Source organism: Rhodococcus jostii NBRC 16295, from assembly GCF_001894825.1.
Classification (GTDB): Bacteria; Actinomycetota; Actinomycetes; order Mycobacteriales; family Mycobacteriaceae; genus Rhodococcus_F; species Rhodococcus_F jostii.
This window is the reverse complement of sequence record NZ_BCWY01000073.1, coordinates 1-21,777: the sequence shown is the minus strand read 5'-3', so window position 1 is coordinate 21,777 and position 21,777 is coordinate 1. Positions and strand designations below refer to the sequence as shown.

23 protein-coding genes are annotated in these 21,777 nt (G+C 69.0%); 16 read left to right on the top strand and 7 right to left on the bottom strand.

What is annotated here, in order from left to right; translation table 11 throughout:
* The first annotated feature begins 4 nt into the window (after positions 1-4).
* A complete protein-coding gene (locus RJ1_RS33360; RefSeq protein ID WP_073366740.1) occupies positions 5-880 on the top strand; it encodes a metal ABC transporter permease in 876 nt (291 codons plus the stop codon).
* Between the two features lie 74 nt (positions 881-954).
* Positions 955-2,379 (top strand): proline--tRNA ligase, encoded by a 1,425-nt coding sequence (proS, locus tag RJ1_RS33355; RefSeq protein ID WP_073366739.1) that lies wholly within the window; start codon positions 955-957, stop codon positions 2,377-2,379.
* Here proS and RJ1_RS33350 read toward each other — a convergent pair.
* Complete coding sequence (locus RJ1_RS33350; RefSeq protein WP_073366738.1) at positions 2,373-2,969, bottom strand: carboxymuconolactone decarboxylase family protein; 597 nt, start codon at positions 2,967-2,969, stop codon at positions 2,373-2,375. The genes proS and RJ1_RS33350 overlap by 7 nt on opposite strands.
* A gap of 274 nt (positions 2,970-3,243) precedes the next feature.
* Here RJ1_RS33350 and RJ1_RS33345 point away from each other — a divergent pair, with 274 nt between their 5' ends.
* Both RJ1_RS33345 and RJ1_RS33340 read left to right on the top strand, forming a co-directional pair.
* Entirely contained in the window at positions 3,244-3,471 is a 228-nt protein-coding gene (locus tag RJ1_RS33345) for a hypothetical protein (RefSeq protein ID WP_240319665.1), read from the top strand.
* 93 nt (positions 3,472-3,564) lie between these two features.
* A complete protein-coding gene (locus RJ1_RS33340; RefSeq protein WP_073366758.1) occupies positions 3,565-4,053 on the top strand; it encodes a hypothetical protein in 489 nt (162 codons plus the stop codon).
* 11 nt (positions 4,054-4,064) lie between these two features.
* On the opposite strand, the gene RJ1_RS33335 is transcribed toward RJ1_RS33340, so the two are convergent.
* The 3 genes from RJ1_RS33335 to RJ1_RS33325 all read right to left on the bottom strand — a co-directional run bounded on the left by RJ1_RS33335 (position 4,065) and on the right by RJ1_RS33325 (position 6,316).
* Complete coding sequence (locus RJ1_RS33335) at positions 4,065-5,276, bottom strand: RNA polymerase sigma factor (protein ID WP_073366736.1); 1,212 nt, start codon at positions 5,274-5,276, stop codon at positions 4,065-4,067.
* A gap of 1 nt (position 5,277) precedes the next feature.
* Positions 5,278-5,637 carry a YciI family protein gene (locus tag RJ1_RS33330; RefSeq protein WP_073366735.1) on the bottom strand — a complete coding sequence of 120 codons (360 nt, stop codon included), beginning with the start codon at positions 5,635-5,637 and terminating at the stop codon, positions 5,278-5,280.
* Between the two features lie 124 nt (positions 5,638-5,761).
* The gene (locus tag RJ1_RS33325) at positions 5,762-6,316 is read right to left on the bottom strand and encodes a helix-turn-helix domain-containing protein (RefSeq protein WP_073366734.1); all 555 of its coding nucleotides are present in this window, start codon (positions 6,314-6,316) and stop codon (positions 5,762-5,764) included.
* 85 nt (positions 6,317-6,401) lie between these two features.
* Between RJ1_RS33325 and RJ1_RS33320 the strand changes: the two genes are divergently transcribed.
* From RJ1_RS33320 to RJ1_RS33295, 6 genes are all read left to right on the top strand, one after another.
* A complete protein-coding gene (locus RJ1_RS33320; RefSeq protein WP_073366733.1) occupies positions 6,402-7,076 on the top strand; it encodes an AzlC family ABC transporter permease in 675 nt (224 codons plus the stop codon).
* Complete coding sequence (locus RJ1_RS33315; protein ID WP_073366732.1) at positions 7,073-7,396, top strand: AzlD domain-containing protein; 324 nt, start codon at positions 7,073-7,075, stop codon at positions 7,394-7,396. Before RJ1_RS33320 ends, RJ1_RS33315 begins: the two co-directional genes overlap by 4 nt.
* A 17-nt stretch (positions 7,397-7,413) precedes the next feature.
* Positions 7,414-8,238 (top strand): MBL fold metallo-hydrolase, encoded by an 825-nt coding sequence (locus tag RJ1_RS33310; RefSeq protein ID WP_073366731.1) that lies wholly within the window; start codon positions 7,414-7,416, stop codon positions 8,236-8,238.
* A 61-nt stretch (positions 8,239-8,299) separates the two neighbouring features.
* Positions 8,300-9,100, top strand: coding sequence for a helix-turn-helix domain-containing protein (locus tag RJ1_RS33305; protein WP_073366730.1), 801 nt, complete (start codon positions 8,300-8,302; stop codon positions 9,098-9,100).
* A 13-nt stretch (positions 9,101-9,113) separates the two neighbouring features.
* Complete coding sequence (locus RJ1_RS33300; RefSeq protein ID WP_073366729.1) at positions 9,114-9,287, top strand: adenylate cyclase; 174 nt, start codon at positions 9,114-9,116, stop codon at positions 9,285-9,287.
* Positions 9,288-9,471: 184 nt separating this feature from the next.
* The gene (locus RJ1_RS33295) at positions 9,472-10,866 is read left to right on the top strand and encodes an NAD(P)/FAD-dependent oxidoreductase (RefSeq protein WP_073366728.1); all 1,395 of its coding nucleotides are present in this window, start codon (positions 9,472-9,474) and stop codon (positions 10,864-10,866) included.
* Between the two features lie 75 nt (positions 10,867-10,941).
* Here RJ1_RS33295 and RJ1_RS33290 read toward each other — a convergent pair whose 3' ends face one another.
* Both RJ1_RS33290 and RJ1_RS33285 read right to left on the bottom strand, forming a co-directional pair.
* The gene (locus RJ1_RS33290; protein WP_073366757.1) at positions 10,942-11,403 is read right to left on the bottom strand and encodes a PaaI family thioesterase; all 462 of its coding nucleotides are present in this window, start codon (positions 11,401-11,403) and stop codon (positions 10,942-10,944) included.
* A gap of 254 nt (positions 11,404-11,657) precedes the next feature.
* Positions 11,658-12,431 carry a hypothetical protein gene (locus RJ1_RS33285; RefSeq protein WP_073366727.1) on the bottom strand — a complete coding sequence of 258 codons (774 nt, stop codon included), beginning with the start codon at positions 12,429-12,431 and terminating at the stop codon, positions 11,658-11,660.
* 185 nt (positions 12,432-12,616) lie between these two features.
* Here RJ1_RS33285 and RJ1_RS33280 point away from each other — a divergent pair, with 185 nt between their 5' ends.
* Genes RJ1_RS33280 through RJ1_RS33270 form a run of 3 tightly spaced genes read left to right on the top strand, consistent with a single transcriptional unit; the run spans position 12,617 to position 16,016 of the window.
* A complete protein-coding gene (locus RJ1_RS33280; protein ID WP_073366726.1) occupies positions 12,617-14,086 on the top strand; it encodes a FecCD family ABC transporter permease in 1,470 nt (489 codons plus the stop codon).
* On the top strand, positions 14,083-15,186 hold the full coding sequence (locus RJ1_RS33275) for a FecCD family ABC transporter permease (RefSeq protein WP_073366725.1): 1,104 nt from the start codon (positions 14,083-14,085) through the stop codon (positions 15,184-15,186). The genes RJ1_RS33280 and RJ1_RS33275 overlap by 4 nt, the downstream gene beginning before the upstream one ends.
* Positions 15,183-16,016: an ABC transporter ATP-binding protein gene (locus tag RJ1_RS33270; protein WP_073366724.1), complete on the top strand. Its 834-nt coding sequence runs from the start codon at positions 15,183-15,185 to the stop codon at positions 16,014-16,016. The genes RJ1_RS33275 and RJ1_RS33270 overlap by 4 nt, the downstream gene beginning before the upstream one ends.
* Positions 16,017-16,020: 4 nt before the next feature.
* Here RJ1_RS33270 and RJ1_RS33265 read toward each other — a convergent pair whose 3' ends face one another.
* Entirely contained in the window at positions 16,021-18,597 is a 2,577-nt protein-coding gene (locus RJ1_RS33265) for a bifunctional lysylphosphatidylglycerol flippase/synthetase MprF (RefSeq protein ID WP_073366723.1), read from the bottom strand.
* A gap of 175 nt (positions 18,598-18,772) precedes the next feature.
* Here RJ1_RS33265 and RJ1_RS33260 point away from each other — a divergent pair, with 175 nt between their 5' ends.
* The 3 genes from RJ1_RS33260 to RJ1_RS33250 all read left to right on the top strand — a co-directional run.
* Positions 18,773-19,186: a BlaI/MecI/CopY family transcriptional regulator gene (locus tag RJ1_RS33260; RefSeq protein WP_073366722.1), complete on the top strand. Its 414-nt coding sequence runs from the start codon at positions 18,773-18,775 to the stop codon at positions 19,184-19,186.
* A gap of 26 nt (positions 19,187-19,212) precedes the next feature.
* Positions 19,213-20,166 (top strand): M56 family metallopeptidase, encoded by a 954-nt coding sequence (locus RJ1_RS33255; RefSeq protein ID WP_073366721.1) that lies wholly within the window; start codon positions 19,213-19,215, stop codon positions 20,164-20,166.
* A gap of 225 nt (positions 20,167-20,391) precedes the next feature.
* Positions 20,392-21,777 (top strand): DEAD/DEAH box helicase (locus RJ1_RS33250; protein ID WP_073366720.1); only part of this gene is annotated, 1,386 nt, incomplete at its 3' end.

The following is a 21,777-nucleotide window of genomic DNA, read 5'->3' as shown; positions in this document are numbered from 1 at the left end:
ATCAATGAACGTCATCGACTTCTTCGTCGACCCGCTGCGCTACGACTTCATGGTCCGCGCGTTGATCACCACCCTGATCGCGTCGGTGGTCTGTGCCGTGCTGTCGTGCTGGCTGGTGCTGATCGGCTGGTCACTGATGGGGGATGCGGTCTCGCACGCCGTCCTGCCCGGTGTGGTCCTGGCCTACATCGTCGGCGCCCCGTTCGCCATCGGCGCGGTGATCTTCGGGTTCCTGGCCGTGGCACTGATCGGCGTGGTCCGCGACACCAGTCGCGTCAAGGAGGACGCCGCGATCGGAATCGTGTTCTCCACCCTGTTCGCCCTCGGCCTGGTGCTCGTCTCGGTTACCCCGAGCCAAACCGACCTCAATCACATCATCTTCGGGAACCTGTTGGGTGTCAGCCGATCCGATCTCGTCCAGATCGCGATCCTCGGGGCAGTCGTGTTCGTCGCCTTGATCGTCAAACGCCGCGACTTCACCCTCTACGCGTTCGACCCCACCCATGCCCACGCCATCGGCTTGAATCCCCGCCTGCTCGGTGCCGCACTCCTGGGGCTTCTCGCGCTGACCGCGGTGGTGGCCCTGCAGGCCGTCGGGGTCATCCTGGTCGTGGCCATGCTGATCATTCCCGGAGCCACCGCCTATCTGCTGACCGACAGCTTCCACCGGATGCTGATCATCGCCCCCGTGGTCTCGGCGGCCTGCGCCGTCATCGGCCTGTATCTGAGCTACCACATCGACACCGCCAGCGGTGGCATGGTCGTCCTGGCCCAGGGCGCGGCGTTCGCTCTGGTCTACCTCTTCGCGCCCCGGCACGGGATCATCGGCCGCAGACTCACCTCCGCGCGCCGACGCAGGGCACCCGCCACCGTCGCGTGACGGTGCCCTCCTGACCCACAGACCAACGTCCGCGAGACCGGATCTGCCGCGGCGGTGTCGGTAGCATCGACACGATGACGACAGGCAAGCGTCCTCAGGTGCTCGCCTCCCGGCAGGAGGACTTTCCGCGCTGGTACCAGGACGTGCTGGAGAAGGCGCAACTCGCGGACAACGGGCCGGTGCGCGGCACGATGGTGATTCGGCCGTACGCGTACGCGCTGTGGGAGCGGATGCAGGGCGAGGTCGACGCGAGGATCAAGGCCACCGGCGCCGAGAACGTCTACCTGCCACTGTTCATCCCCCAGTCGTACCTGCAGCGTGAAGCCGAGCACGTCGAGGGATTCAGCCCGGAGTTGGCGGTCGTCACGCACGCCGGCGGCAAGGACCTGACCGAGCCGTTCGTCGTGCGCCCCACCAGCGAGACCATGTTCGGTGAGCTGATGTCCAAGTGGGTGCAGTCGCACCGCGACCTGCCGATGTTGCTGAACCAGTGGTCGAACGTGGTGCGGTGGGAGTTGCGGCCGCGACTGTTCCTGCGCACCACGGAGTTCCTGTGGCAGGAAGGCCACACCGCGCACGCCACCCGCGAGGACGCCGCCGCCTACGCCGTGCAGATTCATCTGGACGTCTACCGCGACTTCCTGCAGAACGTTCTGGCGATCCCGGTTCTGGTGGGAGTCAAGACACGGAGGGAACGGTTCGCCGGCGCCGTCAACACGATGACGTGCGAGGCGATGATGGGCGACGGCAAGGCACTGCAGATGGCCACCAGTCACGAACTCGGGCAGAACTTCGCCACCGCATTCGACATCACCTACACCGACACCGCGGGGCAGGCGCAAACGTGCTGGACCACGTCGTGGGGTGCGAGCACCCGGATGGTCGGTGGCCTGATCATGTCGCACGGCGACGACTACGGGCTGCGCATCCCACCCCGGGTGGCCCCGGTTCAGGCCGTGGTGATCGCGGTCCGGGACGACGAACGCGTCATGACGGCGGCGTCCGGCCTGCTCGACGCGCTGACGGCTGCGGGGGTTCGGGCCAGGCTGGACACCAGGACCGATCACGGGTTCGGTCGCCGGGCGACGGAGTGGGAACTCAAGGGCGTTCCGCTGCGGATCGAGGTCGGACCGCGGGACCTCGAGACGGGGCGCGTCACGATCGCCCGGCGTGACGTCGGCGAGAAGTCCTCCATGCCGCTCGACGCGGTCGCGGCGACCGTTCCGACGCTGCTGGAATCAATCCACGCCGACATGATCGAGGGTGCACGGGCCCGGCTTTCCGACCGCACCGTCGACGCGACCACCGTCTCGGAAGTGCTGGAGGCGGCGAAGATCGGGTTCGCGCGCGTCCCGTGGAGTCTCCTCGGCGAGGACGGCGAGCGGATGCTGAACGAGCACACTGTCAGTGTTCGGTGCCTGCAGACGCCGGACGGCACCGTGCCCGGTCCCGGGTTTCCGTCGGACGAGCTGATCGCGATCGTCGGACGGAGCTACTGACCCGTCGCCCCCGACCCTCCTGCCGGTACGGTCAGCGGCTTCAGGCCACACGCCGTCGCGAAGCCCTGCGATTCGATGCCGAACGCGGTGTTGGTGCGGGTCATGAGGTTCGCGACCGCGATGAACGCGGTCAGTTCCACCAGCGCGGCCGGGCCGAGCGCGTCGAGCAGCCGGGCCGACAGTTCGTCGGTGACCGTCGGCGGAGTCAGTGTCATCGCCTCGGCGTAATCCAGCACGTCCCGCTCCAGCGGTGTGAACGCGTCCGACTGGCGCCAGCGGGGCACCTCGCGTGCCTTGGTCAGATCCAGCCCTTCGTTGTGGGCCTGGAAGTACCCGTAGTCCAGGCAGAAGCTGCAGCCGACCATGCTGGCCACCGCCATGTGGGCAAACGACTTCAGGTTGTGATCACACTGATCCCACTTCTGCACCTGGCGGCCGACGCTGAAGCTGAAGTTCAGCACCTTCCGGTTGTGCCACGCCACCTCGACCGGCTCGGCCACCTCGCCGAGCATCTTGCGGGACATCCGCTTGACGATCGCGCCGTAGATGCCAGTCAGTTCAGCTTTCGGGATCCTGATGTTGCCGGCCATGATTCCTCCTCCGATTGCGTTCTGTCGGCATGAAGACACCGGACCGGGGCACAATGTGACATCTCGGTCGAATCTTCTTGCCGGCGGTGGCCGTGGAGGAACCGATCAGGAATCGAGAAGCGCCGGTCACGGAGCCGTCGTTAGAGTGACAATCAGGAACTCGAGCTGGGGTGATGGGCCCCAGATGTTCTGGAGGTGACCCGATCCGGATCCGCTTCCAAGGAAATCGAGACAGCCGAGAATCACTGAAGGGACGTGACGGAAGATGAAGACGATGACGTGCAAGCAAATGGGTGGACCGTGCGAAGCCCCGTTCCACGGAGACAAGGCGGACGAGGTCATCAAAGCGCAGGACAGCCATCTGAAGGACATGGTCGCGCAGGGTGATGAAACGCATCGGAGCGCCCTGGAGAGCATGCAGGGCAGGTGGAAGCGTCCCGTGTCGGGGATGGGCTGGTATCTGAAGACGAAGAAGGCTTTTGCCGCTCTTCCCGAGGACTGACCGGCGGGGACGACCGCTGCCGTTTATCGGCGTGCCCGGCGGGTATCACCTCGATGATTCCGGGTGAGCCCGCCGAAAGCGGAGGTTCCGATGATGACACGCATGGCACGGATCGCGGTCTCACTGATCGCCGGCGGCACTCTGACCGTGTTCCTTGCCGCCCCCGCCGCGGCAGACCCGCCCGACGTGGCGTTGAAGGCTGCGGTGGCCGGCAGCACCGTCACGACGACGCTCACGAACGACAGCGGCGACGACATCGTGTGCGGATTGGGTGGGTTGCATGCGGCGGACGACATCGTGAACCCCGAGTCTGTCGCGGTGTTCCACGCCTCCAATGTGGTGATCGGGCCGGGGCCGCGCGAATTCGTGTTCGAGGCGGTGCCCGACGGCGACTACCTGATCCACTGGATCTGCCGTGAGAACGCGGGTCCCGGCGACGAGGTGTGGGGTTCGTCGCCGCTGCCGGAGACCGCCTATGCGAAACCCGGTACCGCGCAACCCCTCCCCGTCGCGGTGCACACGGAAACCTGTTTCGGATCGGTGTGCCTGCCGCCCGGCCTCGGACTCGGCCTCGGTCTCTGATCGGCGCACGGTCACCCCAGCGAATCGCGCTGCGTGCGCAGGAAGTCGCGCTCGGCGGCGTTCTCGGTGCGCGCGATCGCCGCGTCGTACGCACGGGCCGCGTCGCCGGTGCGCCCGAGGCGGCGCAGGAGGTCGGCCCGGACCGCGTGGTACGGGTGATACTCGTCCAGGGCGAGTTGGTCGACGAGCGCCAGCCCCTCGGCCGCACCGCTGACCTCGGCCACCGCGACCGCCCGGTTCAACGCGACCACCGGACTCGGTGCGACCGCCAGCAACTGGTCGTACAGCTGCAGTATCTGCCCCCAGTCGGTGTCGTCGGCGGTCGGCGCGTCGCTGTGGACGGCGTTGATCGCGGCCTGAATCTGATACTGGCCGGGACTGTTCCGTCGCAGGCATTCCCGCACCAGCGACTGCCCCTCGGCGACGAGGGCGCGATCCCACCGGGTGCGGTCCTGATCGGCGAGGAGCACGAATCTTCCGTCACCGTCGGTGCGTGCGGCTCTGCGTGACTCGATCAGCACCATCAACGCCAGCAGTCCGGTGGCCTCGGGTTCGTCGGGCATCAGCGCGGTCAGAAGCCGGCCGAGGCGCAGGGCCTCGGCGCACAGATCCGCACGCGTCAGCTGATCCCCGGAGCTCGCCGTGTACCCCTCGTTGAAGATCAGATAGACGACGGCCAGGACGGCACGGAGACGGTCGGGAAGTTCGGCCTCGTTCGGCACCCGGTACGGGATGCGGGCGTCCCGGATCTTCCCCTTGGCCCGGACGAGGCGCTGCGCCATGGTCGGCTCGGGCACGAGGAATGCGCGCGCGATCTCCCCCGTGCCGAGTCCGCCGAGGAGTCGGAGGGTCAGGGCGACCTGGGCGGCGGGTGCCAGGGACGGGTGGCAGCACGTGAAGATCAGGCGTAGCCGGTCGTCGGGCACGGCTCCCTCCTCCCCTGGTTCATCGCGGGCGAGCAGCAGAGCGGCCTGCGCGTGCCGGTCGTGCCGGGACGCCTCGCGGCGAAGCCGGTCTATCGCGCGGCGCCGGGCGGTGGTGATGATCCATCCGGCCGGGCTCGGGGGCAGTCCGGACGACGGCCAGCGTTGCACCGCCTCCGCGAACGCGTCCTGGACGGCCTCCTCGGCGATGTCGATGTCACCGAAGACGCCGACCAGGACGGACACCGCTCGACCGTGCTCTTCGCGGAACACGTGTTCGATGTCGGGGGACGCGGTCACGTCAGCTGCCGGCTCCGTCGTGGTGCGCGAACGGCCGGACCTCGATGGGGAGCGTGGTGGCCCGGGTCAGTTTGCGACCCCATTCGAGCGCCGCATCGAGGTCCGGGGCGTCGACGATGGTGAATCCGCCGAGATGCTCCTTCCCCTCCGTGTAGGGGCCGTCGGTGACGAGCACGTCGCCGCCCCGGGCTCGCAGGACGGTCGCGGTGGTGGGGGCGCAGAGTCCCCCGCTGAACACCCACGCCCCGGCGGACACCATTTCCTGGTTGAGGGCGGCGAGATCGTCGCCGATCTTCGCGAGGACGTCCGGCTCGGGTGCGGGTCCGTCGGGCTGGTACACGCTCAACAGGTACTGGGTCATGTCGGTTCCTCCTCGGATCGGATGGGTCGGCGCCGCGGAATGTGCTGTGGCCGACTCTCACCTCCTATACGAACGTCACCCTTCCGAATCGACACTCCGCCCACAGAGACAGTCGCGAACGCGCTCAGTTGTGCTCGGACACCAACACCGCGCGGGTGCCCGGCTCCAGAGCCTCGAACACATGTGCGATGTCACCGGGGTAGGCGATGTAATCGCCGGGTCCGAGTTCGACGGGGTCGCCGGCGACGCCGACGAGTGCGCGCCCGGCACTGAGGATGACGTGTTCGACCACACCGGGCATGTGCGGTTCGGATTCTCGCGCGGGGCCGGGTTCGACGGCGAGGCGATACAGGTCCCGTCGGGCGGACGGAGGGCAGGACGCGACGAGGGTGGCGCGGTAGTCGGCCCGGTCGGAGGTCAGTTCCGGTCCCTCGTCGGCCCGGATCACCTGCACGCGCGGCCGGGGCGGGTCCAGGAGTTGCGACATCGGCACGTCCAGTGCCACGCAGAGGGCCCACAGGGTTTCGACGCTCGGGTTTCCGCCACCCGATTCCAGTTGGGACAGGGTGGATTTCGCGACGCCGGCGCGGCGGGCGACCTCGGTCAGGGACATGCCCGACCGTTCGCGTTCGCGCCGCAGCGAGGGTCCGATGTATCCCAGCGGGGATTTCCCTTCCATGGTTCCCTTTCCGAAGCCGTGTTCATTATTTCCGTCGTTGCGTTCGACTTGACGAACGCTTCGCCTGATGTTCAGTATAGAAGTCATGCGTTCGATACAGCGAACACTCGGCACGCGGCTCCTCCGGAACATCGCCCTGGTATGCATGGCCGACGGCCTCGTCGGCATGTCCTACGGCGCGATCGCCGTCGGGTCGGGGCTGGCCCCCTGGCTGCCCGTCGTGCTGTCGGTGCTGGTCCTGGCCGGTTCCGCGGAGTTCCTGTTCGTCGGCATCGTCGCGGCGGGCGGCAGTCCGATCGCGGCGACGCTCGCCGGACTGCTGGTGAATGCGCGCCACCTGCCGTTCGGTCTGGCGGTCGGTGACGTGCTGGGGCGAGGACTCCGCCGCGTCGCCGGCAGTCACCTGATGAACGACGAATCGGTCGTGTTCGCGCTCGGTGAGCCGGACCCGGACCGCAGGCGTGCCGCGTACTGGGCGTGCGGGGTGGGCATCGCGGTGTGCTGGCCGCTCGGCGCCCTGCTCGGCGCGGTGGCGGGCACCGCGATCGGCGACCCCGCCGCCCTCGGACTCGACGCCATGTTCCCCGCCGTGTTGCTGGCGCTGGTACTGCCGACGCTACGCGACCGGGAGGTGTGGGTGCCGGCGCTGATCGGCGGTGCCGTCGCCCTGGCGGCCACTCCCCTGCTGCCCGCCGGACTTCCGGTGCTCGCGGCGCTGGTGGGACTGCTCGCGGGTGTGCGCCGGACGGTGCTGCGGTGACCGGGCACCTCGTCCTGCTCGGGTCCGTCGGGATCCTAGCCGCGGGCACGTTCGCCTTTCGTTTCGCGGGCCCGATGCTACGGACCCGGCTCGCGACGAGGCCCTGGGTGGAGCGGACCATGGCGACCGCCGCGGTGGTCCTGCTCACCGCCCTCGTGGGCACCACGGCCCTCACCGAAGGCCACGAACTCGCCGGAGTGGCGCGTCCCACCGGCGTCGTCGTCGCGGGCCTACTCGCCTGGCGGAAGGCGCCTTTCGTCGTCATCGTCCTCTCCGCGGCCCTCACGGCTTCCGGATTGCGGCTCCTGGGCGTCCCATGACGATGCATGATCGAGGGGTGTTATTTCATCTCTGTGCCACGTGCGGTGTCGAACAGGACCCGAACACCCCGCTCCCCGACGAATGCGCGATCTGCGCGGACGAACGCCAGTACATTCCGCTCGGCGGGCAGGAGTGGACCACCGTGGAGACGCTGGCCGGTACGGGGTACCGCGCGGTCGAGCACGAGATCGAGCCGGGACTGTTCGGCCTGTACGTGCACCCGAAGACCGCGATCGGTCAGCAATCGCTCGTCGTCCGCACCCCCGCCGGGTCGCTGCTGTGGGATCCGATCGGCTTCGTCGACGCCGCGGCCGTCGACGCCGTCACCGCGCACGGCCCGGTGATCGCCGTCGCCGGCAGCCACCCGCACATGTTCGGCGTCCAGACGCAATGGTCGAAGGCGCTCGGCGACGTGCCCATCTTGGTGGCAGAGGCGGACCGCTCGTGGCTGGCGCGGTCCGACGGGCCGGTCGAGTTCTGGTCCGGAACCCACGAGGTGACGCCGGGGCTCACGCTGCACCAGATCGGTGGACACTTCCCCGGCAGCGCGGTCGCGCACTGGCGGGCCGGCGCGGACGGGCGCGGCGTCCTCCTCACCGGCGACGGCGTGTTCCCCAACCCGGACCGCCGCACCGTGTCCTTCCTGCGGTCGTACCCAAACCGGCTGCCGCTGTCCGCGGCGGTGGTGCGGCGCATCGCGGATCAGTTGTCGCACCTCGAGTTCGACCGCATCATCGGCAACTTCGACAACGCAATCGACAGCGAGGGCCGCGCAGCGCTCGCGTACTCCGCCGGCCGTCACTGCGCGTGGGTGACCGGGGAGTTCGACCACCTCACCTGACCGTCGCGCCATGACGTCGGAGGTAATGGTCGCGGCGTTCCGGCCGCCCTAGGCTGACCGCATGACCACCCTCGACGATCGGCGAACGTCGCATGTCGGTGTCCACCTGCGGACGTGGCGGGAACGCCGGCGGCTCAGTCAGCTGGAACTGGCGAACCGGGCGGACATCTCGGCGCGGCACGTCAGCTTCCTGGAGACCGGGCGGTCGAATCCCACCCGGGCGATGCTGCTGCGGCTCAGCGAGCATCTCGACATTCCGCTGCGAGAACGCAATTCGCTGCTCCTCGCGGGCGGTTTCGCGCCCGCCTTCCCCGAGCATCGACTGTCGGACGTCCCGATGGCGTCGGTCGCGGACGCCATCGGGAAGATCCTCACCGCGCATTCCCCGTACCCGGCGGTGGCGATCGACCGGCATTGGAACATGGTGGACGCCAACGACGCGGTGGCGATCCTGACCGAGGGGTGCGCGGCGGTGCTGCTCGAACCGCCGGTGAACGTGTTGCGGCTGAGCCTGCACCCGAACGGGATGGCCCCGCGGATCCTCGATCTGGCGTTGTGGCGCGGGCATGTTCTGCACCGGTTGCGTCATCAGATCGCGGTCACCGGCGACGACCGACTCCGTGACCTGTTCGGCGAATTGGACGGCTACCCCGGCGGCACCGTCGACAGCGCCGACCTGCCCGGGTCGCTCGTCGTGCCGTTGCGCGTCCGGCACCGCGACACGGAGCTGGCGTTCCTGAGCACCACCACGATGTTCGGCACTCCCCTCGACGTGACGGTCGCGGAGCTGGCCATCGAATCGTTCTTCCCCGCCGACGCGGTGACAGCGGCTACCCTCCGCAGTAGCGTGAGCAGCGACTGAGGAGGTAGGTCTGATGGACTTGACAGCAATCGGTGTCGGTTTCGGCTACGTGGTCGTAGTCCTCACCATTCTTGTCGTCGTGGTGGGCGTGACGGCACTGTTCGTGTTCTCGATCAAGTCGGATTTCATTCCGCCGGACTCCACCGAGACCCCCTCGGGGAGGAAGCGGATCGGCGGGGCCAGATAGCCGCATACGCACCGGAAGGCGGGCAGTTCCTCACCGAGGAGCTGCCCGCCTTCGCGCATCGTCGGCCCCGTCCGGTTTCTGGATCGATTCTGGTGTGCGGACGTGCCGAAGCAACGCTTACTGAGACGCTCGGGAACAAGGCGACTACCGTGACAGAAGTCGCCTATTTTTCGAGGAGCACGGAATGAGTATCCAGTCGGTTGAGTCACGCCGCCATCGCGTCGTGGTCATTGGATCCGGCTTCGGTGGGTTGTTCGGCACACAGGCGCTGAAGAATGCCGATGTCGACATCACCATGATCGCGCGCACCACCCACCATCTGTTCCAGCCGTTGCTGTATCAGGTGGCGACCGGCATCCTCTCCGTCGGCGACATCGCCCCCGCCACCCGGCTGGTGCTGCGGAAGCAGAAGAACACGCAGGTGCTGCTCGGGGATGTCGAGAAGATCGATCTCGAGGCGAAGACGATCACCTCCCGGTTCCTGGACCGCACCACGGTCACCCCGTACGACAGCCTGATCGTCGCGGCCGGCGCGGGCCAGTCGTACTTCGGCAACGATCACTTCTCCGAGTTCGCGCCGGGCATGAAGACGATCGACGACGCACTCGAGCTCCGCGGCCGGATCCTCGGCGCCTTCGAGCAGGCCGAGCTGTCCAGCGATCCCGCCGAGCGGGCCCGGCTCCTGACGTTCGTGGTCGTCGGCGCCGGTCCGACCGGCGTGGAGCTCGCCGGCCAGATCGCGGAACTGTCGCGCCGCACCCTGTCGGGGGCGTTCCGCAACATCGATCCCCGCGAGGCCCGGGTGATCCTGCTGGACGGCGCCGACGACGTCCTGCCCGTCTACGGCGGCAAGCTGAGCCGCAAGGCCCGTGAGCAGCTGGAGAAACTCGGAATCGAGATCCAGCTCGGCGCGATGGTCACCGACGTCGACGTGGACGGTCTCGTCGTCAAGGACAAGGACGGCACCCAGCGACGGATCGAGTCGCAGTGCAAGGTGTGGTCGGCCGGTGTGCAGGCCAGCCCGCTGGGCAAGCAGATCGCGGACCAGTCCGACGCCGAGATCGACCGGGCCGGCCGGGTGCTGGTCAAGCCGGACCTGTCCGTGCCGGGCCACCCCGACGTCTTCGTCATCGGGGACATGATGTCGCTCGACAAGCTGCCGGGTCTGGCGCAGGTCGCGATGCAGGGCGGCAAGTACGCGGCCAAGCAGATCACGGCGGGCCTGCGCGGTCAGAAGCCGGAGGATCGGCCGCCGTTCAAGTACTTCGACAAGGGCAGCATGGCCACCATCTCGCGGTTCAGTGCGGTGGCGAAGGTCGGTAAGCTCGAGATCAGCGGCTTCATCGGGTGGGTGGCCTGGCTGGCGATCCACCTCATGTACCTGGTCGGGTTCCGCAGCCGCCTGTCCACGCTGTTGTCGTGGACGGTCACTTTCCTCGGTCGGGGACGCGCGCAGATGGCGTCCACCGAGCAGTGGGTGTTCGCCCGCAACGCGATGGAGCAGTTGGAGCGGCACGAACGGGAGAAAGAGGCCGCCGAGAAGCCTTCCGGCGGCGGGCAGCGGAAAGCCGCGGGGTGACGTTGCGTCGCGCGTGACGTGAAGACGGAGGGGACGGACCTGATGGTCCGTCCCCTCCGTCGTGGTCGCGGCGCCTCAGTGTCCGAGGCGGCCGGTGTCGGTGATGTTCGCCAGCCGGACCTGCCCCTTGGAGACCAGCCGATCCTGTTCGTCGGTGATCCGGACCTCCCACAGCTGCTGGGTGCGGCCGCGGTGGACGGGGCTGGCCTCGGCGGTGAGGGTTCCCTCCCGGGTCGCGCGGAGGAAGTCGGTGTTGTTGTTGACGCCGACGACGTGTCCGCGTCCGCCGAGCCACACCGTGCCCGCGGCGCTGGCCACCGATTCGATGACGGAGCAGTAGACGCCCCCGTGCTGGATTCCGGCGGGCTGCTGCAGGTCCGGTGTGACCGTCCACCGTGCCCGCACGCGGTCGGGAGTCAGTTCGGTGTATTCCAGTCCGATGAGGGCGTCGAATCCCTTGCCCAATTGTTCGGTCAATGCGGCGGTGTCGACCTGGCCGTCGCCGTTCGATGCCTGCTGTTCCCCGGAACCCACCATCACACTCTCCATCGGATCGCTGTGCGCTCTCGCGGCGCACCCGATCTCCTGCCTACACGACACGGCGGGCCGGAGGACGAGCAGGTGGGGCAAAAAAAGATCGGCGGGCCTCACGCTGTGCAGCGTGAGGCCCGCCGTGGGATGGACCTGGGAGTCTCTGCAGCCCTCAGGACTCCGTCGCGGTCCGGTAGTTCGGTTCTCGGCGGGTTGTGGTCCTGCTCAACTCGCCTCTGACGAGTATAGGCAAGGCTTCCCTAATTAAGCAAGCGCTTCCGTGCCTGACCGAGACGGCCGCAATGCGGGCGCGTCACGCGGCACTTCGAGCGGACCGGCACCCCGGCGGCCACGAAGGCGTCCAGGATCCCCTGGCCGCGGCGCTGCGCGGCGGCCTCGCCGCCGCCGGCAAGAATCGGCACGTACGTCGCGGCCCCGAGCACGGCCTCCCCCACGAGCCCCCAGAAACGGGACGCGTCGATCGGCGTCAACCGGGCGATGGCGTCGAACACCGCATGCAGGGACGTGAGACTGCGGTGCACCGTCCACAGCAGCAGGGCCCGCTCGCACGGCACGGTGACTGTCCGGGGCGTCCCGGCGTAGGGGTCGTCCGGCAGGACGCGCATGGTGTCGTCGGCGACGCCCGCCCAGTCGATTCCCTCGTCGCTGTCCATGTGGATCCACAGGTTCTCGAGCCCGGGGTCCCAGGCGCGGCCCTCGAGCACGACGAGCGCGGTGACGCGCCCGATCACCGCGTGGATCAGCGCGGTGGCCACCTGCATCGCGGCGACGTCCGGATCGGGTACGTCCTCGAGCGAACGCGCCCACATCCGGGGCACCCGGTCGCCGTCCAGGTCGTCGGCGAGCGACCACCACCTGCGTTTACCCTCGTCCGCCATCGTCGCGACCGCGTACATGCGCGGATATTCGGTGTTCAGTGCGCGAAGTCGTGTGCAGGACACGTCCAGTGCGGTCGCGGGGGCGGACAGGGTCGAAGTCACCGTGCACTCCAATCGGTCGGGGTGGAACATCACCAAACATAGGTGAGCCTAACCAAATATCAAGACTTGACATCATGTGATGTGAGGCACCCCGGCCGACCGCGGCGGTGGGGATGCCCCGCCGGATGCGGCATCGGAGATAGGGTTCCGTAACCTAAGTAGTTGAATTCGGTGCAGATCCGGTCCCCATGCACACACGTCAGGAGCTTTCACCGCCAGTGACGACGACGAGACAGTTCGGCAGCGACATCCCGCACCTGCCGACCGACGAGCCCTATGGAAAGCGCGACGTTCCGCGCGGTCCCGCCCCGCTGTATCTGCGGGCACTCGCGGGACTGCTCGACCTCGGGATAGTGGCCATCCCACTCGTACTCGGGTGGTACATCGTCGATTCCCTGCGCGACGACAACGGCGGCGGACAGGCGGACCGGGTCGTGTTCGGCGGAGCCGCCGTCGCGATCGCGCTGGGCCTCGCCCTGTGGAACCGCGGATTCCGCGAAGGCAACACCGGGCAGAGTTCGGGCAAGGGGTGGGTCGGTCTCGTCACCCGCGACACCGACACGCACGACGCGATCGGACCGACACGGTCGCTGCAGCGGCTGTTCCGTCGGTCCGGCACCGAGGTCGTCCGCGAGAACACCGCCAGCGACGAGGGATTCGCCGTCCGTGAGAAGGACGTGTCCGTCGCGGCGATCCGCCGCCGCCGGCTCGTCGGGCTGGGTGTCCTCGTGATCCTGCTCGGCCTGGTGCTGCTCGCCAGCGTGGCGGTCGGGGCCCGGCCGCTGTCGTTCGCGGAGATCTTCCACGCACTGTTCGAACCCGACGGCTCCCAGACCGACATCATCGTCCGCACGCTCCGCGGTCCGCGCACCGCGCTCGGGCTCGTCGTGGGGATGGCGCTCGGTGTCGCCGGCGCCCTCATCCAGGGGCACACCCGCAACCCGCTCGCCGACGCCGGACTCCTCGGCCTCAACGCCGGCGCCGCGTTCCTCGTCGTGCTGTCGATGTACCTGTTCGGGTTCAGCGCGCCGAGCGAATACCTGTGGTTCGCGTTCGCCGGGTCGTTCGCCGCGTCTGTGATCGTGTTCGGGCTGTCCTCGATCGGGAACGGCGCGGCGAGTCCGCTGAGTCTGGCCCTGGCCGGCGCCGCCGTCGCGTTCTTCCTGCAGGCGATGACCAACGCCATCATCATCGTCGACCAGTCCAGCCTCGACTCCTACCGGTTCTGGGTGGTCGGGTCCGTCGCCGGCCGCGGCTTCGACGTGCTGTGGCAGGTGCTGCCGTTCCTGATCATCGGGCTGATCCTCGCCCTGGTCAGCACCCCGGGACTGAACGTCCTGAGCCTGGGCGAGGACGTGGCGCGGTCGCTGGGCACCAACATCGCGGCGAGCCGCGCCCTCGGCGTCGTCGCCATCACCCTGCTGACCGGCGCCGCCACCGCGGCCTGCGGTCCGATCGCGTTCATCGGCCTGGTGGTCCCGCACGTCGCGCGGGCGATCACCGGCCCCGACTACCGCTGGCTGGTCCCCTACGCCGGGCTTCTCGGCGGCGTCATGCTCGTGACCGCCGACGTCATCGGACGGGTCGTGGTCCGGCCCGGTGAGTTGCAGGTGGGAATCGTGCTGGCCGTGTTCGGCGCACCGTTCTTCATCGCGTTGGTTCGGCGCAGAAAGTTGGCAAGCCTGTGAGCACTCGAGACGACGTGCGCCCCGACGTCGGGACGCCTCCGGCCCGCGTGCCGAGCCGCCCCGCGTTCCGGCGCGGGCCGGTCTCCCTCGTCCTGCGCCCCCTCGGCATCGCCGTCAACATGGCACTGCTGGTGGCACTGTTCCTCGTGTTGTGCCTCAACATCGGCCGCGGCGACTACCCGCTGTCCATCCCCGAGGTCACGCGGGTGCTGTTCGGCGGCGGCACGAAGGCGCAGAACTTCATCGTCATGGACCTCCGCCTGCCCCGGTCGCTGACCGGGGTGTTCATCGGCATGGCCCTCGGCCTGGCCGGCGCCATCACCCAGTCGATCGCCCGCAACGCACTGGCCAGCCCCGACATCCTCGGCATCACGTCCGGTGCCAGCGCCGCCGCGGTCGCGCTGATCGTCCTCGGCGGCGGCGGCAGCTTCGTCGGCATCCTCGCCACCCTGGGCATCCCCCTCGCGGCCCTGTTCGGCGGGCTCCTCACCGCGCTGATCATCTACCTCCTCGCGTGGCGCGGCGGGGTGGAGGGCTACCGGCTGATCCTGATCGGCATCGGAATCAACGCCATGCTGATCGCGGTCACCGGCTGGCTGCTCATCTCCGCCGACATCAACGACGCCTCCCGCGCGCAGGTGTGGCTCAACGGCTCCCTCAACGGCGCCGCCTGGAGTCAGGTGTGGCCCGTCACGATCGCCGTCGTCCTCGTCGGCGGCTACGCGGTGATCTCGTCGTTCACGATGGGCGCCCTCCGGCTCGGCGACGACAACGCCGTGTCACTGGGGGTGCGGTTGCAGTGGTCGCAGGCGCGACTGCTGCTCATGGCCGTCGCGCTCGCCGGCATCGCGACCGCGGCGGCGGGGCCGGTCGGCTTCGTCGCGCTCGCCGCACCGCAGGTGGCGCTGCGGCTGGTGCGTTCCGCCGGGCCGCCGCTCATCGCGTCCGCACTCACCGGCGCCGTGCTCGTGGTAGGCAGTGATGTGGTTGCCCGCACGATCCTGCCCGTCGAACTGCCCGTCGGCATCGTCACCTCGGCACTCGGCGGCCCATTCCTGCTGTATCTGCTGGTTCGCAACAATCGGAAGGTCTCGGCATGACCGTGCAGACTGACGCTCGACTGATCGCCGAACACCTGAGTCTCGGATACGGCGACCGGGTCATCGTCGACAACCTCGACCTCGCGGTGAAGACCGGGGTGATCACCACCGTGATCGGCCCGAACGGCTGCGGCAAGTCCACGCTGCTGCGCGCGCTGGGACGTCTGCTGAAACCGCGCAACGGTTCGGTGCTACTGGACGGCAAGGCGATCGGCTCGATGCGCACCAAGGACGTCGCCCGCACCCTGGGCATGCTCCCCCAGGCGCCGGTCGCCCCGGAGGGGTTGACGGTGGCCGACCTGGTGGCCCGCGGCCGGCACCCGCACCAGTCGTGGCTCCGGCAATGGTCGTCCGACGACGAGGGCGAGGTCGCCGAGGCGCTCGCCCTGACCGGGGTGTCCGACCTCGCCGACCGCCCCGTCGACCAGCTGTCGGGCGGGCAGCGCCAGCGGGCCTGGATCTCGATGGCCCTCGCGCAGGGCACCGACATCCTCCTGCTCGACGAGCCCACCACCTACCTGGACCTGGCGCACTCGATCGAGGTCCTCGACCTGGTGGACCGGATGCACGAGGAGCTGGGCCGCACCGTGGTGATGGTGCTCCACGACCTCAACCTCGCGATCCGCTACAGCGATCAGCTGATCGTGATGCGGGACGGCACCATCGTCGCGGCCGGGGCGCCGAAGGACATCATCTCCGCCGAACTCCTCCTCGAGGTGTTCGGACTCGAAGCCGCGGTCATCGCCGACCCGGTGTCGGATCGCCCGCTGGTGGTGCCGATCGGCACCCGCCACGTGTACGGCGCGGTGGGCGGGCCGGCAACGAAGTAGCCGGTCATCGGCGGCCGCCGATCATCGTCCGCACCAGCCGGAAGCTCTGCCCCAGCGACACCGTCGGAAGGTACGCCCTGCCGACGGCGTTACCAATGCTCGGCAGGGCGGCCGGGTCGGCGAACGTCATGTGCATCGCCACGTACCGGGGCTGGAACTTCGACTTGAACGCCAGCAGCGACCGGAACCCGTACACCGGCTCCAGGGTCCGGCCCAGCAGGTCGAGCACGCTGTCCATCACCGCCGACAGGCTCGACGACTCCGACTGCTCCCGCTCGTCGGCGTCGGTGTCCGGTTGCTCGACCTTGGCGAGAGGGGCGCCGGACAGGCTCAGGAACTGCGCCCCCTCCTCCTCCAGTTTCAGCGCCGCGGACGCGATGAGGAACTCCATCGCCGGACGGAACCCCTCGGCGCGGCGCCGCATGAAGTCCAGCGTCCAGCCGACCACCCGGCCGTCCTGGTACACCGGCAGCCAGGACGTGACGCCGTGCACGGTGCGGTCCTCGTCGACGGCGATCAGGCAGCGCACCTCCGGATCGTCGACCTCGTCGAGTCCGCCGAGGGTGAACCCCATCTCGGGCATCCCCTTGTCGGCCACCCATTCCTCGGAGATCGCGGTGATCTGGTCGGTGATCGACCGTGGGGCGCTGGGGAAGCTGACCCATTCGGCGGTGATCCCCGATTTCTTCGCCTTGTTCAGGGCGGTCCGGACGTCCTGGAACCGCTTGCCGGTGAACGCGATCCGGCCCAGGTCCAGCACCGTCTCCTCGGCGACCTGGATCCCGCTCCAGCCGAGGGCGTCCGTGACGTCGCGGACCTCACCGGTCACCGAGTAGAAGCACGGAATCCAGCCGTTGGCGGAGGCGAATTCGGCGAAGTGTTCGACGTTGTCGCGCAACCGGTCCGGCGGGCCGACCGGGTCACCGGTCGTGAGGGCGACCCCGGCGAGGACCCGGTACGCGACGTAGCCGGTGCCGTCGGCGGAGAACCAGTAGTGGTTGCCGCGCCACGTCGTCATCCAGGACAGCGGGCTTCCGCTCCCCGACTTCAGCAGAGCCCGAGCGCGTTCGGCGGCCGCCGAGTCCGATCCGATGGCGGGACTGAGGAACGTCGCCGCGACCAGCGCGCACAGGGCCACCCAGAACACCACCCCGGTCCACTCGTACAGCAGCGTCGCGGGAATGCTCTCCGGCAGCAGCCGGGGGTCGAGCCATTGCAGGTACACGGGCGGGATCAGCCGCTCCGGGAAGTCGGCCAGCAGCGTCGTGAATCCCGGCCGGGGGTCGAACCCGTGCCGCGCCCACAATCCGCCCAGCACGTAGAGGACGGCGAGACCGGCCAGGAGCGACACCAGCACGATCGCCAGCCGGCGGTAGGTTCCGGCCGGGGCGGCGACGTCGAAGAACCGCCGGGTGGCGAGCAGCACGATCAGGATCGCCAACGGCGTCAGGAACGGCACCAGCGTCCGGTACAGGTTCGGGTCGGCCAGACCGTAGAACAGGGAGTCCTCGTCGAGCGAATCGACGAACCGGACCGCGAAGTTGAGCAGCGACAACACCAGCAGAATCGCCTGGGCGACGACGGACGCGACCCACGCGAAGCGACGGCCCCGTCGGAGACCGTCGCTGAGGGTGAGGAGGAACAGGGACGGCATCAGACTCAGCAGGGTCGGGCCGACCCCGGACAGGCGCAGTTCGAGCAGCCCGCGACGGCATTCGGGGTCCGTCGCCGACACCTCGCACAGGTCGCGCACCTCGCCAGCGGTGTAGGGGACGCCGCGGAACAGGTCGCGCAGCACGGCGAGGGGGCCGACCGCCTCCGCGGACAGCGCGGCGATCATCGGGCCGATCGCACTGGCCGCCACCACGATCGCGACGAGCACCCGGCCCTCGCGCTGGGTGCCCGCGATCCGTTCGCCGCGCGCCGACCGGCCGACGATCCAGCGGCCGATCACCAGACCCACCACGGCGGCGGCGAGCCGGACCACGTCCTGCAGCGATCCACTGAACAGGGCCAGGGTGATCGTGAACGCGAGGACACCGACGCGGATCCGCCGCCGCCACAGGGTGCCCATGTTCGAACTGGCCACCATCGCGGCGCCGACGATCCAGGTGCTGGGGCCCACCGCCATGCCCACGTGCAACCGGAAACCCCAGTTCGCGTCGACGACCTTCGCGACCGCGGCCACCGACAACGCCAGCAACCCGCCCAGCACCTGGGTGGCGACGGCGGCCAGCGCGAACCGCGCCGAACCCATGCGACGTTCCAGCGGTGCGGCGGCGACGAGGACGAGGACGGTGGTCGACAGGTAGGCCAGGACGTCGTCGCCCCACAGTCCGGCGGTCAGCAGCGTCCACACCGAGCCGTTCTGGAAGGCCCGGATCCCGATCGCCACGTGCTGGGACAGGTCGTGGGACGGGCCGCCGATCACGCTGGACGTGGCGATCGCGAGAATCCAGATCACGAGCAGGAGCGAGAAACTGACCGGCGCTCCCCGCACCCAGTCCGCGGCCCGCCCCGTCTGACCCCTGACCTTGGCCGCCGTACCGTGCCCGGTCGCCGCGCTGTCGTCGGTCTTCATCCCCCAGGTCCCCACTCTCCGCGATGTCGAGAACGAAAGCTTGCCCGGCGGGTCGGCCGCTACCCACCCGACCGTAAACCACCCGTTCGAACTATGGCCAATACCACACGCCGTGACGCAGTTTTACTACTACCAGTAGTACGTATCTGCGTCGTCGTATCCGTAGAATCGGTTTATGGCTGGACTCGGCGAACTCGAACGCGCAGTGATGGATCACCTGTGGTCCACATCGGAACCGCAGACGGTACGGCAGGTACACGAGGCACTGGCAGCGCGCCGTGAACTCGCGTACACGACTGTCATGACGGTGCTCCAGAGGCTGGCGAAGAAGCACCTCGTCATTCAGCAGCGCGACGACCGCGCCCACCGGTACCTGCCGGTGCACCAGCGCGAAGAACTGGTCGCGAGCCTGATGGTGGACGCCCTACAGCAGGCCGACAAGTCCGGAAGCCGCGCCGCGGCACTCGTGCACTTCGTGGGCCAGGTCGGCGCCGACGAGGCCGACGCGCTGCGCGAGGCCCTCGCCGCACTCGAGGCCAAGGAACGATCCGCCGGAGACAATCAGTCGGGAACCGTTCGCGCCGGCTGACGTTCGTCATGCATGATGAGTAGGACATGGACGCCACCACCGCGCTGGTATTCGGAGTACTCGCACTTCTTCTCGCAGGGCCTGTCCCTGCGCTGTTGAGCCGTGCCCGATGGCCGCATCGCGCCCCCCGAGCAGCTCTCGTGCTGTGGCAGGCAATCGCCCTGGCCGCGGTCCTTTCCGCGTTCAGTTCCGGGCTCGCGATCGCCAGCCAACTCCTCGTCCCCGGACCGGACGGGCGGCCCACCACGGCGCCGGTAGCCGAGATCGACGCGCTGGGCCTGCCCCTGTGGCTGCTCTACGTGGTGGTGTTCGCCCTCACCCTGCTGGTCGGTGCCAAACTGATCTTCGCGATCGTGCAGGTCGGGGTCCGCACCCGGCGCCGACGCGCCCGGCACCGCATGCTGGTCGACCTCCTCGACCGCTGCGACTCGTCGTCCCCCCTCGCCCGCACACCGGATCTGCGTGTCCTCGACGTCACCGAGCCCATCGCCTACTGCCTGCCCGGTCTGCGCCAGCGGGTGGTGCTGAGCCAGGGCACGTTCACCAACCTCGACGACGCGGAGATCACCGCGATCCTCACCCACGAGCGGTCCCATTTGCGCGCCCGCCACGACCTCGTCCTCGAGGCCTTCACCGCCGTCAACGCCGCCTTCCCCACCGTGGTGCGCAGCAAGTCCGCGCTCGGATCGGTGCAGTTGCTGGTCGAGATGCTGGCCGACGACTCCGCGGTCCGCGCCACCGGGCCGACCGCGCTGGCCCGCGCGCTGGTCGCCTGTTCCGGGTCGATCGCCCCGAAGGGCGCGATGGCCGCGGGCGGTCCCAGCACCCTGCTGCGGGTGCAGCGGCTGGCGTCCTCGGAGGCGGGCACCCCGGTCGCGCTCGCCGCCTACGCCGCGTCGGTGGCCATCCTCGTGGTGCCGACCATCGCCGTCGCCGTCCCCTGGCTCACCGAACTGAGCCGGTTGTTCAGCGCCGTATAGTCGCCCAGCTCACATCCCGCCGGGTTCGATAACTGGGCGCCCCGTCGCGTACACTGGTTCACGGTCGCCACTGCGGCCCATCAACACTGAAACGGCACACAGCCCAATTCCCCGCACTTCCGCGAATGGATTGACCAGGTGACATGTGCCCTGGCTCGTCCCTTTGTGCGTGCTGCATGACAGCCCCCGCTCCGCGACGCGCCCTATGCCCGGAGAGGTATCTGCGTGACCAACGCTGTCCAGACGTCGTCTGCCCCCATTGAGCAGAACGACACCGAAACCCCAGCTCCGATCGCCACGGAGGCCGACACGGCCACCGTGACGTTCGCGGAGATCGGCCTGCCCGCACCCCTGGTGCAGGCCCTCGCCCGCAACTCCATCACCGTCCCGTCGCCGATCCAGGCGCTGGCCGTGCCCGACGCACTCGCCGGCAAGAACGTGCTCGGCCGCGCACAGACCGGATCGGGCAAGACCCTCGCCTTCGGTCTGCCGATGCTCACCCGCCTGTCCCGCCACGAGGACCGGCCCGCACCCAAGCGCCCCCGCGCACTGGTGCTGGTTCCGACCCGTGAGCTCGCGTTCCAGGTGGTCGACTCCCTCAACTCGTACGCGGGCGCCATGGGACTGACCGTCCGTCCCGCCGTCGGCGGCACCCCCTTCACCAAGCAGGTCGACCAGCTGCGCCGCGGTGTCGACATCCTCGTCGCCACCCCCGGCCGCCTCGGCGACCACCTGCGTCAGGGCACCTGCATCCTCGATTCCATCGAGATCACCGCGCTCGACGAGGCCGATCAGATGGCCGACATGGGCTTCCTGCCCGAGGTCCGGTCCATCCTCGGCGACACCCCCGCCGACGGTCAGCGCCTGCTGTTCTCGGCCACCCTGGACCGTGAGGTGCAGTCGCTGGTCCGCCAGTTCCTGCCCGACCACGTCCAGCACTCCACCGAGGACGGTCGCGCCAGCGTCGACACGATGGAGCACTACGTGCTGCTCGTCGACCGCGGCCAGAAGGACAACGTCCTCGCCGAAATCGGTGCCCGCGAAGGCCGCACGATCATGTTCGCCCGCACCAAACTCGGCTGCGAGGGCATCACCGACCGCCTCCGCGCGGTGGGAATCGCCGCCGAGGCGCTGCACGGCGGCAAGGCGCAGAACCAGCGCACCCGCGTCCTCGAACGCTTCAAGAACGGCCGCACCCCGGTCCTCGTCGCCACGGACGTCGCCGCCCGCGGCATCCACGTCGACGGCATCGACCTGGTCGTGCACGTCGATCCGCCCGCCGACCACAAGGACTACCTGCACCGGGCCGGCCGGACCGCGCGGGCCGGCGAGAAGGGCACCGTCGTCGCGATCGTGCTCCCCAACCAGAAGCGCACGTTCCGCCGCCTGACCGGGATGGCGGGCGTCGACGCCACCGCCGTGCCCGTGACCCCGGGTTCGGAGAAGCTGGCCAGCATCACCGGCGCCAAGGCGCCCAGCGGAGAACCGGTGCGCGACACCTACTCCCGCGGCGACCGCGGCGGCGACCGCAAGTTCGGTGACCGCGGACCCCGCCGTGAGGGCGGATACGGCGGTCGCGACGGCGGCGGCAACCGCAACGACCGCGGCGAG

Excerpts from the sequence above, each read along its gene's own strand:
- RJ1_RS33360 (WP_073366740.1), top strand. The coding sequence starts at position 5 with ATGAACGTCATCGACTTCTTCGTCGACCCGCTGCGCTACGACTTCATG.
- proS (WP_073366739.1), top strand. The coding sequence starts at position 955 with ATGACGACAGGCAAGCGTCCTCAGGTGCTCGCCTCCCGGCAGGAGGAC.
- RJ1_RS33350 (WP_073366738.1), bottom strand. The coding sequence starts at position 2,969 with ATGGCCGGCAACATCAGGATCCCGAAAGCTGAACTGACTGGCATCTAC.
- RJ1_RS33345 (WP_240319665.1), top strand. The coding sequence starts at position 3,244 with ATGACGTGCAAGCAAATGGGTGGACCGTGCGAAGCCCCGTTCCACGGA.
- RJ1_RS33340 (WP_073366758.1), top strand. The coding sequence starts at position 3,565 with ATGACACGCATGGCACGGATCGCGGTCTCACTGATCGCCGGCGGCACT.
- RJ1_RS33330 (WP_073366735.1), bottom strand. The coding sequence starts at position 5,637 with ATGACCCAGTACCTGTTGAGCGTGTACCAGCCCGACGGACCCGCACCC.
- RJ1_RS33325 (WP_073366734.1), bottom strand. The coding sequence starts at position 6,316 with ATGGAAGGGAAATCCCCGCTGGGATACATCGGACCCTCGCTGCGGCGC.
- RJ1_RS33320 (WP_073366733.1), top strand. The coding sequence starts at position 6,402 with ATGCGTTCGATACAGCGAACACTCGGCACGCGGCTCCTCCGGAACATC.
- RJ1_RS33305 (WP_073366730.1), top strand. The coding sequence starts at position 8,300 with ATGACCACCCTCGACGATCGGCGAACGTCGCATGTCGGTGTCCACCTG.
- RJ1_RS33300 (WP_073366729.1), top strand. The coding sequence starts at position 9,114 with ATGGACTTGACAGCAATCGGTGTCGGTTTCGGCTACGTGGTCGTAGTC.
- RJ1_RS33295 (WP_073366728.1), top strand. The coding sequence starts at position 9,472 with ATGAGTATCCAGTCGGTTGAGTCACGCCGCCATCGCGTCGTGGTCATT.
- RJ1_RS33290 (WP_073366757.1), bottom strand. The coding sequence starts at position 11,403 with ATGGTGGGTTCCGGGGAACAGCAGGCATCGAACGGCGACGGCCAGGTC.
- RJ1_RS33270 (WP_073366724.1), top strand. The coding sequence starts at position 15,183 with ATGACCGTGCAGACTGACGCTCGACTGATCGCCGAACACCTGAGTCTC.
- RJ1_RS33265 (WP_073366723.1), bottom strand. The coding sequence starts at position 18,597 with ATGAAGACCGACGACAGCGCGGCGACCGGGCACGGTACGGCGGCCAAG.
- RJ1_RS33260 (WP_073366722.1), top strand. The coding sequence starts at position 18,773 with ATGGCTGGACTCGGCGAACTCGAACGCGCAGTGATGGATCACCTGTGG.
- RJ1_RS33255 (WP_073366721.1), top strand. The coding sequence starts at position 19,213 with ATGGACGCCACCACCGCGCTGGTATTCGGAGTACTCGCACTTCTTCTC.